18 protein-coding genes are annotated in these 15,747 nt (G+C 72.7%); 10 read left to right on the forward strand and 8 right to left on the reverse strand.

Annotated elements, in window-relative coordinates:
- Positions 1–15 precede the first annotated feature (15 nt).
- From IR155_RS12105 to IR155_RS12125, 5 genes are all read left to right on the forward strand, one after another.
- Complete coding sequence (locus tag IR155_RS12105) at positions 16–1,692, forward strand: glycoside hydrolase family 13 protein (protein WP_135115083.1); 1,677 nt, start codon at positions 16–18, stop codon at positions 1,690–1,692.
- Positions 1,693–1,886: 194 nt separating this feature from the next.
- On the forward strand, positions 1,887–2,561 hold the full coding sequence (locus tag IR155_RS12110; protein WP_135115084.1) for a DedA family protein: 675 nt from the start codon (positions 1,887–1,889) through the stop codon (positions 2,559–2,561).
- The gene (locus IR155_RS12115; RefSeq protein WP_135115085.1) at positions 2,552–3,751 is read left to right on the forward strand and encodes a sensor histidine kinase; all 1,200 of its coding nucleotides are present in this window, start codon (positions 2,552–2,554) and stop codon (positions 3,749–3,751) included. The genes IR155_RS12110 and IR155_RS12115 overlap by 10 nt, the downstream gene beginning before the upstream one ends.
- Positions 3,748–4,419 (forward strand): response regulator, encoded by a 672-nt coding sequence (locus IR155_RS12120; RefSeq protein ID WP_135115086.1) that lies wholly within the window; start codon positions 3,748–3,750, stop codon positions 4,417–4,419. Before IR155_RS12115 ends, IR155_RS12120 begins: the two co-directional genes overlap by 4 nt.
- Before the next feature lie 135 nt (positions 4,420–4,554).
- A complete protein-coding gene (locus IR155_RS12125; protein WP_135115087.1) occupies positions 4,555–5,886 on the forward strand; it encodes an acyltransferase family protein in 1,332 nt (443 codons plus the stop codon).
- Between the two features lie 152 nt (positions 5,887–6,038).
- Here IR155_RS12125 and IR155_RS16170 read toward each other — a convergent pair whose 3' ends face one another.
- The 6 genes from IR155_RS16170 to IR155_RS12150 form a co-directional block, all read right to left on the reverse strand.
- A complete protein-coding gene (locus tag IR155_RS16170; RefSeq protein ID WP_265589628.1) occupies positions 6,039–6,167 on the reverse strand; it encodes a hypothetical protein in 129 nt (42 codons plus the stop codon).
- Between the two features lie 7 nt (positions 6,168–6,174).
- The gene (locus tag IR155_RS12130; RefSeq protein ID WP_233441197.1) at positions 6,175–7,503 is read right to left on the reverse strand and encodes a HupE/UreJ family protein; all 1,329 of its coding nucleotides are present in this window, start codon (positions 7,501–7,503) and stop codon (positions 6,175–6,177) included.
- A 212-nt stretch (positions 7,504–7,715) separates the two neighbouring features.
- Positions 7,716–8,456, reverse strand: a complete 741-nt coding sequence (gene dhaM / locus IR155_RS12135; RefSeq protein WP_135115088.1) for a dihydroxyacetone kinase phosphoryl donor subunit DhaM — start codon at positions 8,454–8,456, stop codon at positions 7,716–7,718.
- Positions 8,453–9,085, reverse strand: a complete 633-nt coding sequence (gene dhaL / locus IR155_RS12140) for a dihydroxyacetone kinase subunit DhaL (protein ID WP_135115089.1) — start codon at positions 9,083–9,085, stop codon at positions 8,453–8,455. The genes dhaM and dhaL overlap by 4 nt, the downstream gene beginning before the upstream one ends.
- 1 nt (position 9,086) lies before the next feature.
- A complete protein-coding gene (dhaK, locus tag IR155_RS12145) occupies positions 9,087–10,079 on the reverse strand; it encodes a dihydroxyacetone kinase subunit DhaK (protein ID WP_135115090.1) in 993 nt (330 codons plus the stop codon).
- 226 nt (positions 10,080–10,305) lie between these two features.
- On the reverse strand, positions 10,306–11,229 hold the full coding sequence (locus IR155_RS12150) for a J domain-containing protein (protein ID WP_135115091.1): 924 nt from the start codon (positions 11,227–11,229) through the stop codon (positions 10,306–10,308).
- 88 nt (positions 11,230–11,317) lie between these two features.
- On the opposite strand from IR155_RS12150, the gene IR155_RS12155 reads away from it, so the two are divergent.
- Complete coding sequence (locus tag IR155_RS12155) at positions 11,318–11,566, forward strand: DUF4287 domain-containing protein (protein ID WP_135115092.1); 249 nt, start codon at positions 11,318–11,320, stop codon at positions 11,564–11,566.
- Positions 11,563–12,162, forward strand: coding sequence for a class I SAM-dependent methyltransferase (locus tag IR155_RS12160; RefSeq protein WP_135115093.1), 600 nt, complete (start codon positions 11,563–11,565; stop codon positions 12,160–12,162). Before IR155_RS12155 ends, IR155_RS12160 begins: the two co-directional genes overlap by 4 nt.
- A gap of 17 nt (positions 12,163–12,179) precedes the next feature.
- On the opposite strand, the gene IR155_RS12165 is transcribed toward IR155_RS12160, so the two are convergent.
- Both IR155_RS12165 and IR155_RS12170 read right to left on the reverse strand, forming a co-directional pair.
- Positions 12,180–12,620, reverse strand: coding sequence for a hypothetical protein (locus IR155_RS12165; RefSeq protein ID WP_135115094.1), 441 nt, complete (start codon positions 12,618–12,620; stop codon positions 12,180–12,182).
- 24 nt (positions 12,621–12,644) lie between these two features.
- Positions 12,645–13,088 (reverse strand): Lrp/AsnC family transcriptional regulator, encoded by a 444-nt coding sequence (locus IR155_RS12170; protein WP_135115095.1) that lies wholly within the window; start codon positions 13,086–13,088, stop codon positions 12,645–12,647.
- A gap of 157 nt (positions 13,089–13,245) precedes the next feature.
- On the opposite strand from IR155_RS12170, the gene pdhA reads away from it, so the two are divergent.
- From pdhA to IR155_RS12185, 3 genes are all read left to right on the forward strand, one after another.
- Positions 13,246–14,325, forward strand: coding sequence for a pyruvate dehydrogenase (acetyl-transferring) E1 component subunit alpha (pdhA, locus tag IR155_RS12175; RefSeq protein WP_135115096.1), 1,080 nt, complete (start codon positions 13,246–13,248; stop codon positions 14,323–14,325).
- Complete coding sequence (locus tag IR155_RS12180) at positions 14,322–15,338, forward strand: alpha-ketoacid dehydrogenase subunit beta (protein WP_135115097.1); 1,017 nt, start codon at positions 14,322–14,324, stop codon at positions 15,336–15,338. The genes pdhA and IR155_RS12180 overlap by 4 nt, the downstream gene beginning before the upstream one ends.
- The coding region (locus IR155_RS12185) for a biotin/lipoyl-containing protein (RefSeq protein WP_322783523.1) at positions 15,338–15,747 on the forward strand (410 nt) is incomplete at its 3' end. The genes IR155_RS12180 and IR155_RS12185, both read left to right, overlap by 1 nt.

A 15,747-nucleotide genomic window follows, 5' to 3' on the forward strand; every position in this document is an offset into this window, starting at 1 on the left:
GGAGTCATCCGCTTCATGACCGACGTGCGTTCGACCGAGACCCCCGATGCGGATCAGGCGGCCACCTGGTGGCGTCACGCCGTCGTCTACCAGATCTACCCGCGCAGCTTCGCGGATGCGGACGGCGACGGGCTCGGCGACATCCCGGGCATCCTGTCCCGCGTCGACTACCTCGCCTCGCTCGGCATCGACGCGGTCTGGCTGAGCCCCTTCTACCCGTCGGCGCTCGCCGACGGCGGCTACGACGTCGCCAACTACCGCAACGTCGACCCGCGGCTCGGCACGCTCGACGACTTCGACGCCCTGGTCGCGGCGCTTCACGCGCGCGGCATCAAGGTCATCGTCGACATCGTGCCGAACCACACCTCGGACGAGCACGAGTGGTTCGAGGAGGCGCTCGCCGCCGGGCGCGGATCGGCCGCGCGGGAGCGCTATATCTTCCGCGAGGGCAAGGGCCCGGATGGATCCGAGCCACCCACCGACTGGCTGTCGGTGTTCGGCGGGCCCGCCTGGCAGCAGGTGGAGGACGGCCAGTGGTACTTCCACCACTTCGCCAAGGAGCAGCCGGACCTGAACTGGGACAACCCCGAGGTGCGCGAGGACTTCCTGAAGACGCTGCGCTTCTGGTCTGACCGCGGGGTCGACGGCTTCCGGATCGACGTCGCCCACATGCTGACGAAGGACCTCACGGAGCCGCTGCCCACGCGCGAAGAGCTCGCGCTGCTGCCGATCGACGGCAACCACCCGATCACCGACCGCGACGACGTGCACGAGATTTACGCCGAGTGGCGGGCGCTGTTCGACTCGTACGACCCGCCCCGCACGGCGGTCGCCGAGGCCTGGGTGCCGTCTCATCGCGTTCCGCGCTACGCGAGCCCCGAGAGCCTCGGCCAGGCGTTCAACTTCGACCTCCTCGAGGCCGACTTCGACGCCGCGCAGTTCCGGCGCATCGTGAGTGACAACCTCGCGCTCGCGGCCGAGTCGGGCTCGTCGAGCACCTGGGTGCTGTCGAACCACGACGTCGTGCGCCACCCCACGCGCTACGGCCTGCCCCCGGCACCGGCCGATTCGACCTCGCCCACCCGGCACGGCGGCGACTGGCTGATCAACGGCGGCGACGAGGCTCAGCTCGACCGGCCGGGGGGCCTGCGTCGCGCGAAGGCAGCGACGCTGTTCCTGCTCGCCCTTCCCGGTTCCGCGTACCTCTACCAGGGCGAGGAGCTCGGGCTTCACGAGGTCGCGGACATCCCCGAGGAGGAGCGTCAGGATCCGACCTTCTTCCGCACCGGGGGAGCGGAGATCGGGCGCGACGGATGTCGCGTGCCGCTGCCGTGGACGGCATCCGGTCCGTCGCTCGGGTTCGGCTCCAGCGGCGCGCATCTGCCGCAGCCCGGCTGGTTCCGCGACGTCGCCGTGGAGCTGCAGGACGCCGACCCCGCCTCCACTCTCTCGCTGTACCGCCGGGCGCTCGCCCTGCGTCACGAGCTGCAGACGGCCGAGCAGCTCGAGTGGATCGACACGGGGCGCGACGACGTGCTGTGGTTCCGGCGGCCGAACGGCTGGCAGGTGGTCACGAACTTCGGCACGGATCCGTTCGACCTGCCGGCCGACGTCGAGGTTGTGCTTTCGAGCGACGGCGGCGACCGGGTCGTGCCCGGCGAGGCGACGGTCTGGATCGCGCCCGCTCGCTGAGCCCGGACCGGATGCCCCGCCCTCGGTCGGGGCATCCGGCCGGTCAGCTCAGGCGGCCGCCTCGGCGATGTCGGTCGTGACGCCGAGTTCGCGCGAGGCCTCGATGTCGGCCGCGGAAGATCCCTCCCAGGTATGACGCGGGTCGATACCCCCGGCCGACGTGGTGCCCGGGGGCCGAGACCTAGCTTCGACGGGTGGACAACCTCAACGAACTCATCCTGATGGCGACGGCGTCACCGTGGCTGCCCCTGGTCATGTTCGCCATCGCCATGCTCGACGGGTTCTTCCCGCCCATTCCGAGCGAGACGGTGCTCATCGCCGCGGCGGCCGTCGCGGTGACGACGGGCGCCGTGCCGACCGTGCTGCTGCTCTGCGTCCTCGCCGCAGCGGGCGCGATGATCGGCGACAACCTCGCCTATGCCGTCGGCCGCGCCGTCGGCGTCCGGCGGTGGGGATGGATGCGCAGGCCCCGCGTCGCCGCCGTCATCGCGCGCGCCGGTGAGGGCCTCGACAAGCGCGGCGCACCGCTGATCCTCGGCGCCCGGTACATCCCGGTCGGCCGCGTCGCCGTCAACATGACGGCGGGCGCCCTCCACTACCCGCGCCGCCGCTTCGTCCCGCTGAGCGCGCTCGCCGCGGTGACGTGGGCCGCCTACTGCGCCGGCATCGGGATGCTCGCCGGCCAGTGGCTGGAGGGCCAGCCCCTGCTGTCCGCGGCGATCGGTGTGGTGGTCGCCCTGGTGATCGGCCTCGCCATCGACCGGATCGCGGCAGCCCGCCGCGCACGCGCGCCGCGCTGCGCCTCCGCCGCCGAGGACGCATCCACCCCCGTCGTGCGCGAATCGGCCACACTGGCAGGATGTCCGTGATCCAGCCCTGGCGCGAGCGCAGCCGCGGAGAGCGGGCGGCGCTCATCTGGCTGGCGATCGTCACGGTTGCGCTGTACTCGGTGCTCGTGCCGGTGCACGCAGTGCTGTACGGGGTCGCGCTGCCGGTGGCGATGCTGCTCGGCGCGGGAGTGTGCGCGGCGCCGCTCGCCGCTCTCGTCTACCCGCGCATCGCCATCGCCGTCTTCGGGGTCTCCGCGTTCCTGCTCCCCCTCGTCATCTCGCCCGATCGCGATCCGTTCTGGCCGTGGCCGTGGTCGGTGCCGGCCCTCATCGCGCTGGCGCTGTTCGTCCTCGTCGTCACGCTTCGGCACGGCTGGCGCCTCGGCGTCCTCCCGCTGGTGATCGGCATCGGCGGCTCGCTTGCCGCGCCGCTGATGCTCACCGAGGCGGCGAGCGCGAACGCCGCCGCGGCAGACCTCATCGTGACCGCCTCGATCGGCGCCGCGACGTTCCTCGTCGCCGTGCTCGTGTCGGGCAGGATGCGCCTCAGCCGGCAACTCCGCCGCGAGCGCGAGCTGACGACGATCGAGCAGCAGCGCCGGGTGCTGATCGAGGAGCGCAGTCGCATCGCCCGCGACCTCCACGACGTCGTCGCGCACAGCCTCTCGGTCATCCAGGTGCAGTCGTCCACGGCGCGCTACCGCCTCCCGGGACTCGCCGACGAGGTCGCCGCGGAGTTCGAGGGAATCGCCGCGACCGCGCGCAGCTCGCTCACCGAGATGCGCCGGCTGCTCGGCGTGCTGCGCACCGACGACCAGGCGCCGCAGCTCGCCCCGCAGCAGGGGATCGCCGACATCCCGGCTCTCGTCGAGAGCATGCGCCGGGCGGGCGTCCGGGTGGGGCTGTCCCTCATGCCCCCGTCGCGCGAGCCGTCGGCCGCGGTGCAGATCACCGCGTACCGGATCGTGCAGGAGGCGCTGAGCAACGCCGTCCGTCACGCGCCGGGGGCGGGGATCGCCGTCACGGTGGGCGAGATCCCCGACGCCCTCGTCATCCTGGTGAGTAACGAGGCGGTCACCGTGTCGGCGGCGGATCCGGGATCCGGCCACGGCCTGCAGGGGATGCGGGAGCGCGTCGCGCTCGTCTCCGGCACCCTGTCCGCCGGCCCCGATCCCGACGGAGGATGGAGAGTGGAGGCGACCCTGCCGCTCGAGGAGGAGCCGAGATGACAATCAGCGTGCTGATCGCCGACGACCAGGCGATGGTCCGCGCGGGTTTCGCCGCCCTGCTCGACGCGCACGAGGGGATCAAGGTCGCCGGGCAGGCGGCGAACGGACGCGAGGCCGTCGCGCTCTCGGCGCGGCTCGAGCCCGATGTGATCCTGATGGATGTGCGGATGCCCGAGCTCGACGGCATCGAGGCGACCCGTCGCATCCTCGGGCCCGACTACCCGGCCGCGCGGGTGCCGCGCATCCTGATGCTCACCACCTTCGACATCGACGACTACGTGTACGACGCGCTGCGGGCGGGAGCCAGCGGCTTCCTGCTGAAGGACGCGCTGCCGGATGAGCTCGTCAACGCCGTGAGGGTCGTCGCCGCGGGCGACGCGCTCCTCTCGCCGAGCGTCACCCGCAAGATGATCGCGCAGTTCGCGGCGCAGAAGCCGCGGGCGTCGCGCGCCTCCACCGTGCTGTCGGAGCTCACCGAGCGCGAGCGGGAGGTGCTCGTGCTCATCGGGCAGGGACGCTCGAACGGCGAGATCGCCGCGGAGCTGTTCATCGCCGAGCAGACGGTCAAGACTCACGTGGGCAAGATCCTCGCCAAGATCGGCGCGCGCGATCGCGTCCAGGCAGTGATCTTCGCGTACGACAGCGGCCTCGCCGAGCCCGCCTCCTGATCCATCCCTCCCCGGCTCACACCGTCGTACGGGGGCCGCACCACACCGCCGTAGGGGGTGAGACGACACCGCCGTGTGATGTGCCGGCCGTCACCGCATTCCTAGCCTTCTCGCGAACCCACCGAGGAGGACCCGATGGCCATCATCCAGGCGCCGCCGCTGCGCACCGCCCCCGCTCCCGCAGGGCCGGCTCCCGCCGGCGAACGCGACGCGGGGATCGACCTGATCCGCGCCATGTGCGTCGCCCTCGTTGTGCTGCTCCACGCCCTCATGGTGGGCGTGACGGTGGATCCGGCGGGACCCGTGTTCGAGAACGCGGCCGACGGGGCCGCGTGGTTCGCGCCACTCACCTGGGCCCTGCAGGTGATGCCGCTCTTCTTCGTGATCGGCGGGTTCTCGGGCGCGACGGCCTTCCGCCGCTTCCGCGCTCGGGGCGGCACCCGTGCCGAGTTCGTCGCCGGGCGGGTGCGCCGGCTGCTGCTTCCCGCCGTGGTCTCGATCGCCGCGGTCGCGGTCGCCCTCGCTGCGCTTGCCTTCTCGGGCGTCGCGCCCGACCTGATCGAGATCGCCGGCTTCCGCTACGCGCAGCCCCTGTGGTTCCTCGGGGTGTACCTGCTGTGCCAGGCGCTGCTTCCCGCGCTCCACGCCGCGCACGAGCGCGCCCCGGGGCGGACGATCCTCGCGCTCGTCGCCGCCGCGGTCTCGGTCGACGCGCTCCGCGCCGTCACGGGCTTCGAGGCGATCGGCTTCCTGAACCTCGCGTTCGTCTGGCTCGCGCTGCAGCAGCTCGGCTTCCTGCTCGCCGACGGGCGGATCGACGCGCTCGCCCGGCGTGCGCGCGTCGCGGCGGCGTCGGGCGCCGTCGCACTGCTCGCGGCGCTCTTCCTCGCCGGCGTCTACTCGCCGGACCTGATCGCGAACCTCAACCCGCCGACCGCCGTGCTGCTTCTCGTCGGCGTGGCGCAGACCGCCGTGCTCTCGCTGCTGCGCCACCGGATCGACCGGTTCAGCGCGCGGAGGACCGCCGCGGCGTTCACGCGGTTCGTCACGGCGCGCACGATGACGATCTACCTCTGGCACATGCCGCTGCTGCTCGTCATGGCGGGAGCCTCCGTGCTCGTGGCGATGGCCACGGGCATCGTCCTTCCCGAGCCCTCGAGCGCCGCCTGGTGGGCGACCAGGCCGATCTGGCTCGCGGTCGCCGTCGTGCTGACGGCGGGCGTCGCCGCGGCCCTCGCGGGGATCGAGCGCCACCGCACGCCGCCGGCCGCCGTGTCGCCCCGCCGGACGGTGCAGGCGGTGCTGCTGGGCCTGGCCGCCGTGGTGCTGCTGCTCGCCGCCGGGACGACCGTCGTCACCGCCGCGATCGCGAGCGGCGCGATCCTGTTCGCCCTTGCGCGCACCCGGCCCCTGCCCGGCGGGCGCTCAGTCGTCGGGGGTCACGCGCAGTCGTCGGACGCGCGGTGAGGATGCGGCCCGCTGAGGCTCGGGTGCCACACCCGTCACGCCGATCCGATGACTGAGCGGCCGCACCGGCGACCGAGCTCATTCGGACACGAAGGGCCCGCGGTTCCGGAGAACCGCGGGCCCCTCCGCTGGCGGGTGGGGGATCCCGCCGGTCAGCCGTCGAGGATGCGCCGCCGCAGATCGTCGGCGATCTCGCGGGCGGACGAGGCTGGCACCGTGCCGGAGTCCCCGTGGACGACGCGGAGAGTCGGGGTCGTGCGGGCGAAGGGCGCGGCCGTCATCTGGACCTCAGCCGCCGGCCGCCAGGCGCTCGACGAACCAGTACAGGCCGACGACGGCGACCGCAGCGGCGATCGCGATGCCGACCCACAGCCCCACCGCCGGGATGCGCCGCCGCAGCAGCACGAGCAGCGGGAAGACGACGACGATGATGCCGAGCTGCACGACCTCGATACCGACGTTGAACACGAGAAGCGCGCCGAGCAGGCCCCACGAGAACGGCTCGGAGATGCCGAGCGCGCCGGCGAAGCCGACACCGTGGATCAGGCCGAACAGGAACACCACCGCGGTGCGCAGCCAGTCGGCCCGTGCGAAGCCCGCCGAGCCGCGCGTGGCCGCGACGTCGGTCTCGACCTCCACCCGCTCCAGCACGGCGACGGATCCGGACGGCGCCGGGATCGAGCCTGCGGCGGGCGCCGACGGGGAAGCCCCGGGCGCGGTCTCGGGCGCGCCTGCCCCGCGGCGGCGGAACACTCCCCACAGGTGCCAGAGCGCGACGATCGCGATCGACAGCGCGATGATCGGCTCGACGATCGCGCCGGGAACGCTCACGACGCCGAGCGCGGCGAGGATGAACGTCACCGAGTGCGCGACGGTGAACGCGGTGGCGGACAGCACGATGTCGCGCAGGCGCCGGGACCCGACGATCAGCGCCAGCAGGAACAGGATGTGGTCGATGCCGAACAGCAGGTGCTCGGCGCCGAGGACGAAGAACTCCCACATCCGCGAGCCCCAGTCCTGGGTCGTCGTGAAGGTGGGGTTGGCGTCGGTGTCGAGCTCGGCGACGCCGGATCCGGAGGTGAGGTCGTAGGAGACGATCGTCGTCGTCATGCCACCGGGCGCCGTGCCGGGGAACAGCTCGGTCGAGATGCGGTAGGTCGCGGCGTGCTCGTTCACCCTGCCGCGGCAGTCCGACTCGACCACGATGCGCGCGTGGGGGACGTTCTCGATCAGCGCGATCTCGTACGGCGCCGCGAGCGTGTTGGGGCACGCCTCGGCGCCCTCCTCGGCGGGCGCGACGCTCCAGCGCGGCAGGACGTAGCCGGCGACGGTGTCGGTGTACTGCTCGAGGATCCGCGGCGTCAGCTTCGCGGGATCCTGCCCGGTCGCGAGCACGTCCTCGTACGCGGCCGATTCGAGATCCGGGTCGCCCATCTCGCGCCCGCCGTCCGTCACGAGCAGCACGTACTCGAGGTCGAGCACCGTGCGGACGAGGCCGGGCTCGGGCTCGCTGACGTCGGCATAGGCCGTCGCGGAGTAGTTGTGCGCGGCGGCCGGAGCCGCGGGGATCAGCAGCGCGGCGAGCAGCAGCACGCCCGCGAGGGAACGGCGAACCACGGCGGGTCCTTTCGGGAGAGGAGGAGACCTCCTGCACCTTGCGGCATCCGGATGAACTCGTGACGACGCGCGGGGGAACGGCCGACGATCCGCGGTTCCGCCCGCCGGCCCTGCCGCCTGCCGGGTCGCGAGACGAGGAGATCCTGCGACGGGAGGGAGGATACGCTCCGATCGTCCTCGTTCAGCAGGATCTCCTCGCTTCGAGGCGCGGCTCAGACCTCGCCGAGGCCGTCGGCGATCGTGCGGCGCAGCTCCTCGACGGCAACCAGATGGTCGGGGCCCGTGGCCTCGATACGCAGCACGTGGCCCTTCGCCCCCGCGAGCGAGAGCAGGCCGACGAGGCTCGCGGCGTTGACGGGGCCTCGGCCTTCCGTGACGTTGCTGATGCGGATGTCAGCGTCGTAGCCGGCGGCGGTGCGGGCGAGCACGGCCGCGGGGCGGGAGTGGATGCCGAGCGGGTTGATGAGCTCCACCTCCGCGCTCGCCTCGGGCTGGGAACCGGCGGCGGCCTCGTCCGGCGCGGTGGGCGCCTCCGGCTCGGGCGGGGCGGCCGCGGGCTCGTCCTCGTCCCTCCGCTTGGCGGCAAGGGCGTTCGCGGCTTCGGCGGCGACCTCGTCGAGCGTGCCGCCCGTCGCGGCGCGCACCAGCGCGGCGGTCGTCCCCTCCACGAGCGGCCCGTCGCTGATCCGCACCGGCTGGGTGCTCTCGCGCAGGTCGAGCGCCAGGTCGGTGCTGAGGGCCGCCGACCCGAGGTCGGTCATCACCAGCACTCCGTCGGTGTCGGCGAGCTCGTCGAGCGCCGCCGCGATGGCGGCCGCATCCGTGCCGAAGCCCCCCTCGGCACCGGCGGCGATCCGGATCGGCGGGTGCTCTCCCTGCGCCATCTGCCGAGCGAGGTCGACCGTCGCCTGCGCGAGCGGTTCGCTGTGCGAGACGATCACCAGGCCGATCATGCCGCGAGCGCCTCGGCCAGTGCCTCGAGCAGCAGCGCGGATGACGCCGCTCCCGGATCGAGGTGCCCCGCGCTGCGCTCGCCGAGGTACGACGCGCGACCCTTGCGCGCCACGAGCGGCTCGGTCGCGTCTCGACCCTCGGCGGCGGCCTTCGCCGCGGCGCCCGCGGCCTCGACGAGCGACCCGCCTCCCGCGAGCGAGGCGCCGAGGGCATCCAGCGCCGGCCGCAGGGCGTCGAGCATCGTCTTGTCGCCCGGCTCCGCCTTGCCGCGCGCGACGATGCTCGCCACCCCCGCGCGGAGGGCGGCCTCGACGTCAGACGCCTCCGCCTCCGCCGCATCCGGCAGGGCCTTCGACACCTCGAGGAAGAACGAGCCGTAGAGCGATCCGCTGGCCCCTCCCACCTTCGAGATGAAGGTCATCCCGACCGCCTTCAGCAGGGCGGAGAGGCTCTCGGCGCCCTCGAGCTTCGGTGCGACGGCGGCCATGCCGCGCTTGAGATTCGTGCCGTGGTCCGCATCGCCGATGGCCGAGTCGAGCTGGGTCAGGTACTCCGCCTGCGCGGCGACCTTCTCATCGAACCCGCGCAGCCAGGCGACGGCCGTCTCGGTCGTGAACGCGGCCGCCATGTCAGCGCCCCCACCGCAGGGCGGCGGTGCTCACCGGCGCGTCCCACAGGCGCAGGATCTCGTCATCCGCCTGCACGAGGGTGAGCGAGCAGCCGGCCATGTCGAGGCTCGTGATGTAGTCGCCCACGAGCGAGCGGGCGACGGTGATGCCGCGCTGCTCGAGCGCGGCGGCGATCTCGCCGTAGGCCGCGTACAGCTCGATCAGCGGTGTGCCGCCGAGGCCGCTCAGCAGCGCGATCACGGGCCCGCCGGTGAAGTCGAGGTCGGCCGCGATCGCGTCGACGATGGTCTCGGCGATGTCGTGCACGGAGGACAGCGGCTCGCGGTGGCGGCCGGGCTCGCCGTGGATGCCGACGCCGACCTCCATCTCGTCCTCCGGCAGGTCGAAGCTGGGCTTGCCGACGGCGGGGACCGTGCAGCTGGTGAGGGCGATGCCCATCGACCGGCCGGCCTGGCTGACCTTCTCGGCGATCGCCTTGACGTCGGCGAGCGACCGTCCCTCGGCCGCCGCCGCGCCCGCGATCTTCTCGACGATCACCGTCGTGCCGACGCCGCGGCGGCCCGCGGTCCAGGTCGAGTCCTCGACCGACACGTCGTCGGCGACCAGCACCGACTCGGCCTCGATCCCCTCCTCACGGGCGAGGTCGGCCGCCATCTCGAAGTTGAGGACGTCGCCCGTGTAGTTCTTGACGATGAACAGCACCCCCGCGCCCGTGTCGACCTGCTGGGCGGCGGCGAGCATCTGATCCGGGGTCGGCGACGTGAAGATCTCGCCCGCGCAGGCCGCATCCAGCATCCCCTCCCCGACGAACCCGCTGTGAAGCGGCTCGTGCCCCGACCCGCCTCCCGAGATGAGCGCGACCCGCTTCTCGCTCGAGCGCGGGGCGGCGACGACGCGGTTCTCGAAGTCGACGGTGAGCTCGGGATGGGCGGCGGCGACGCCGCGGAGGGCGTCGGCGAGAACGGTGTCCGGGGAGTTGATCAGCTTCTTCATGCGCGGGTCTCCTTCGACTCGGGTCGAGCGCCGGATCCACTCCGGCGAGGCTCTCCCTCGCATGCTGGTCCCGCGAGCGGCTCGTGGCAAGACCCGATCCGATCCGGCGGACGAATGTGCAGGATGCGCACCCGGCGAGCCGAGGAGATCCGCGCAATCCAGGACGATCGGATCGAGATCCTCCTCGATTCGCCGGATCTCCTCTATTCGGTGCGCAGGCGCCGCGTCAGACGAAGCGGATCGTCTGCTGCAGGCGGGTGCGGATGTCGAACAGCTCGTTGCCGCCGATGTCGCGCGCGCCGGGGACGCCGGTGCGCAGCACATGTCCGAGCACCGAGCGGCGGACGACGACGACCGGCACGCCGCGCACCGTGCCGAGCGCGGTGACCGGCTGCAGCAGGTCCTCGTCCGGGAGCACGACGATGGCGCCGCCGAACTTCACGCGCGCCGCCCGGGCGACCGCGCGCATCCTGCCGAGAAGCGCGGCGACCGGCGCCTCGCCGCCGACGTTCGCGCCGATGAGCTCGCCGCGGCGGAACTTCACCTCACCGCCGAAGTCCTCCGACATCACGCCGTAGAGGCCGGACGGGCTCAGCACGACATGGTCGAGCTTCTGCTCGTGTCGGTCGCCGACGGCGACGTCGTGCCAGACGGTGAACCCCATGCCGAGGCCGGAGATCGTGCGGGCGGTCGCCTCCTCCGCGAGGGCGTCGGCGAGGATGCGGCGCAGCTCGCGGGGCGCCGAGCGCACGAGGTCGGCGGCATACGGATCCGGGATCTCCTGCCCACGACCGACCCACTCGCGGATCAGCGTCAGGTAGCGCTCGCGCCGCCATCCGCCCGGATGCCCGTACGAGCGCGCGCGGGGGCGGGTGTCGGCCCGCGCTGAGCGGACGTCCACGGTCTCCGACCATTCCGGCTCGGGGGCGAGCGATGCGCCCAGCCCGCGGTCGTACGCGGCCCGAGACTCGGCGGTGCCGACGAGGTCCCACGCGCGCTGCACGCGGATGAACTCGGCCGCGTCGCCGCCGGTGTCGGGATGGGTCTGCCGCAGCCGGAGGCGATACGCCCGGCGCAGCTCGTCCTCATCCGCCGTCGCGGCGACCCCGAGCACCTCGTATGCCGAGGCGGAGAGCGGCCCGTCGAACATCCACATCTCCTTCCGGCGCGCCCTTCAGGCTAAGCCACCGACGCTGGGCTCCGGCGGAACGTCCGCCCCCACGAGTAGCGTGACGGCCATGGCAGAACATCGCGTCCCCGCGCCCGTCATCCCCGAGGGCGAGAAGGCGAAGGGCCCGGCGTCGTACTTCCCGAGCATCGAGAAGACCTACGGCCGCCCCATCCAGGAGTGGCTCGACCTGGTGGCCGACCGCCTCGACTCCGAGCCCCACATGGCGGTCGTCGCCTGGCTGAAGGACGAGCACGGGCTCGGCCACGGCCACGCGAACGCGATCGTCGCCTACGCCAAGGCGATCCTCGCGAAGTGAGCGTCGACGCCGCCTACGGCGCGCGCTCGGCGGAGTACACCTCGCTGTTCGGCGACATCTCCTCGACCCATCCGGATGACCGGGCGCTCGTCGCGGACTGGGCGACGCAGGTGACCGGGCCGATCCTCGATCTCGGGTGCGGGCCCGGGCAGTGGACGGGATTCCTGCATGGGATCGGCGCGGACGTCTCGGGCATCGACCTCACTCCCGAGTTCGTCGAGCTCGCGCGCTCGCGCCATCCCGAGCTGGAGTTCGAGGTCGGCGACGCGCGGCGGCTTCACCGCTCCGACGGCAGCGCCGCCGGCGTCCTCGCCTGGTACTCGCTGATCCACCTCGCTCCCGATGAGCTCCCGCAGGCCCTCGCGGAGATCCACCGGGTGCTGCGCCCGGGAGGCGCGCTGCTCGTGGGGTTCTTCGACGGCGACGGCGACGACGTCGAGGAGTTCGCGCATGCGGTGGCGCCTGCCTGGTTCTGGCCGCCGGACCGCCTGGCGGAGGAGCTCGAGGACCGGGGATTCGCGGTCGACCGCATCACCCGCCGACGTGAGCCAGGGGCGCGCCCGCACGCGGCGATCACTGCCCACCGCAAGGCCTGACGCGGAGACCGCGCGGGTCAGTCCGCGACCCAGCGCCCGTCGGCGTCCTGCGTGAACGAGAGGACCGCCTCGTCGCGCGCGAGCACCTCGGGCTCGGCACCGGGGCCGCAGAGGTCGAGCTCCTCGCGATCGAGCAGCCATGCGCGCTCGACCGCGTCGCCGCGCGCGAGCACGATCGCCTGCGCGTCATCGCGCTGCGCGAGATCGGGCACGCTGCCCGACCACGCCTGCAGGCGCTCGCTCATCTCCCATGCCTCCTCGTAGGGGCACCCGATGGTGAGCCGGTCCCAGCGCGCGTCGGGCAGGATGTCGACCATCCGCACCTCGCCCGAGTCGCCGTCCTCGGGCAGCGCGTCGAGGATCCTCGCCTCGACATCCGCCCCGGACGACGGCGCGGGCGAGCAGGCGGTCAGCGCCGCCGCCAGCACCGCGAGGCCGCACACCGCGATCCGCTTCATTGCCACAGCATCCCAGATCACGGGTCAGAAGTCGCCGGTGGTCGGCAGGTCCTCGAACACGATGAAGGTGCGCGTCGAGCGCACCGCGGGGATTCCCTGCAGCTCCTCCAGCACCACGCGCCGCAGGTCGCGGCTGTCGCGCGCCCGCACCAGCAGCAGCACGTCGAAGTCGCCGCCCAGCAGCGCGGCGTGATGCACCTCGGGGATGCGCGTCAGCCGCTCGCGCAGGTCCTGCCAGTCGGCCTGCTCGACGTTCAGACCCACGTAGGCGCTTGCATGGAGTCCCTCGAGCACGGGATCGGTGCGCACCGTGAACCCCTGGATGACCCCGGTGTCCTCCATCCGCTTCACCCGCGCATAGGCGCTCGCCCGCGAGACCTTCACCCGCGCGGCGATGTCGCTGATCGACGCGCGCCCGTCGCGGCGCAGGGCCGACAGGATCGCCCGGTCCGTCTGATCCAGCTCCATCGCTCGGATCACCTCCTCCGAAGCTCCAGCTCATCCTGGACGCTCTGCGCTCAACTTACCGTTCGTTCACCAATTCGTCCGGATGATCCGCGACATCCGCAGACGGAACGTCGCGATCGGCGCATCCTTGTTCCATCCACTGAGACGAGGAGGCCTCATGGACAGGCTGCTTCCGCGCGAGCATCCGGTGCGGCTCATCGACGAGACCGGCCGGCTCACCGCCGATGACGAGTTCGCGACCCCGCCCACCGAACGGCTGCTCGACGCGTATCGCGCGCTCGTGCGGGGGAGGCGGATCAACGAGCAGGCGAACGCCCTCGTCCGCCAGGGGCGGCTCGCCGTCTACCCCTCTTCGCACGGCCAGGAGGCCTGCCAGGTCGCCGCGGCGCTTGTACTGCGCGAGGGCGACTGGCTCTTCCCCACCTACCGCGACTCGGTGGCGGTGATCACGCGGGGCGTCGACCCGGAGGAGGCGCTCGTGCTGCTGCGCGGCGACTGGCACGGCGGCTACGACCCGCACCGATACCGCACGGCTCCCCAGGCGACGCCGCTCGCGACCCAGCTGCTTCACGCGGCAGGCCTCGCCCACGCGGCGAAGCTGCGCGGCGAGGACACCGTCCTGGTCGCGATGTGCGGCGACGGTGCCACGAGCGAGGGCGACTTCCACGAGGCGCTGAACTTCGCGGCGGTGTTCCACCTGCCGGTCGTCTTCTTCGTGCAGAACAACGAGTTCGCGATCTCTGTGCCGCTCTCGCGCCAGACGGCGGCGCCGTCGCTCGCACACAAGGCGATCGGGTACGGGATGCCCGGACAGCGCGTCGACGGCAACGACGCCGCCGCCCTGCTCGCCGTGCTCGGCCGCGCGGTCGAGAACGCGCGCGACGGCGGCGGACCCTCGCTCATCGAGGCCCACACCTACCGGATGCAGGCGCACACCAACGCCGACGACGACACCCGCTACCGCGAGCGGGCCGAGGTGCAGGCTTGGGTGGATCGCGACCCGCTGCTGCGGATGCGCGCGCACTTGACGCAGGCCGGCGCGCTCGACGACGAGACCGAACGACGCTTCGCCGCCGAGGCCGAGGAGACCGCCGCGGCGCTGCGCGACGCGATGAACAAGGACGTCCGGCCCGACCCCGAGGACCTGTTCCGCTTCGTCCACGCGCAGCGCTCGCCGCAGCTCGACGACCAGTGGGCGCTGCTCCAGGACGAACTGAGCCGGGAGGCGATGTCATGACGATGCTCGAGCCCACCCGCACCGAGGCGGCACACGAGCTGCCGGTGCTCACCATGGCCGGCGCGATCAACCGCGCGCTCGCCGACGCGATGGAGGCGGATCCGTCCGTCCTCGTCTTCGGGGAGGACGTCGGTACGCTCGGCGGCGTCTTCCGCGTCACCGACGGGCTCGCCGCGCGCTTCGGCGGCGACCGCTGCTTCGACACCCCGCTCGCCGAGTCGGGAATCGTCGGCACCGCGGTCGGCATGGCGATGAACGGGATGCGCCCGGTCGTCGAGATGCAGTTCGATGCGTTCGCCTTCCCCGCCTTCGAGCAGATCGTGAGCCACGTCGCGAAGATGGCGAACCGCACGCGCGGTGCGGTGCGGCTGCCGATGGTCATCCGGATCCCGACGGGCGGCGGCATCGGCGGCGTGGAGCACCACTGCGACTCGTCCGAGGCGTACTACGCCCACACCCCGGGCCTCACGGTGGTGTGCCCGGCGACCCCGCAGGACGCGTACAGCCTGCTGCGGGCCGCGATCGAGCATCCGGATCCGGTGATCTTCCTCGAGCCGAAGAAGCTGTACTGGTCGAAGGCTCCGGTGGATGCCACCGCGCCCGCCGCCCTGGGGCACGCGCGGGTCGCGCGGCCCGGATCGGACGTCACGCTGATCGCCTACGGCAACTCGGTCGGCGTCGCGCTCGACGCCGCGGAGGTCGCGGCCTCCGAGGGGCGCAGCGTGCAGGTCGTCGACGTCCGCACGCTCACGCCGCTCGACGACGAGACGCTGTTCGCCGCGGTCCGCGCGACGGGGCGTGCCGTGGTGATCGCGGAGGCGCCCGGCTTCGCGAGCGTCGCCTCGGAGATCCAGGCCCGCATCTCCGAGCACTGCTTCGCGCACCTCGAGGCGCCCGTGCGCCGCGTCGCCGGGTTCGACATCCCCTACGCGCCGCCGAAGCTCGAGCGCTTCCACCTGCCGGATGTGGACCGCGTGCTGGATGCGATCGACACGCTCGGATGGGAGGAGTGATGTCCACCGCGACGACGCAGGTGTTCCGGCTGCCGGATCTCGGCGAGGGGCTCACGGAGGCCGAGCTCGTGCAGTGGCTGGTGAAGGTCGGCGACACGGTCCGCGTCGACCAGGCGATCGCCGAGGTCGAGACGGCGAAGAGCGTCGTCGAGCTGCCCTCGCCGTTCGCCGGCACGGTCGTCGCGCTTCACGGTGAACCCGGCGCGGCGCTGACCGTCGGCGCCCCGGTGCTCGAGGTCGCCCCGGCGGACCCGGGCGCCCCCGACCCGGTCGTCCCGGTCGCGGGCGAGGCGGCCTCACTCCCGGTCGTTGAGCGGAGCGAAGCGGAGTCGAAACGGGTTGAGCGCCCTTCGGCTCGCTTCGCTCGCTCAGGAACCGCGAACCAGCGAGTCGAAACCGCCCCCGACCC

Origin of the sequence: Microbacterium paludicola (assembly GCF_015235415.1) — a bacterium.
GTDB lineage: Bacteria > Actinomycetota > Actinomycetes > Actinomycetales > Microbacteriaceae > Microbacterium > Microbacterium paludicola.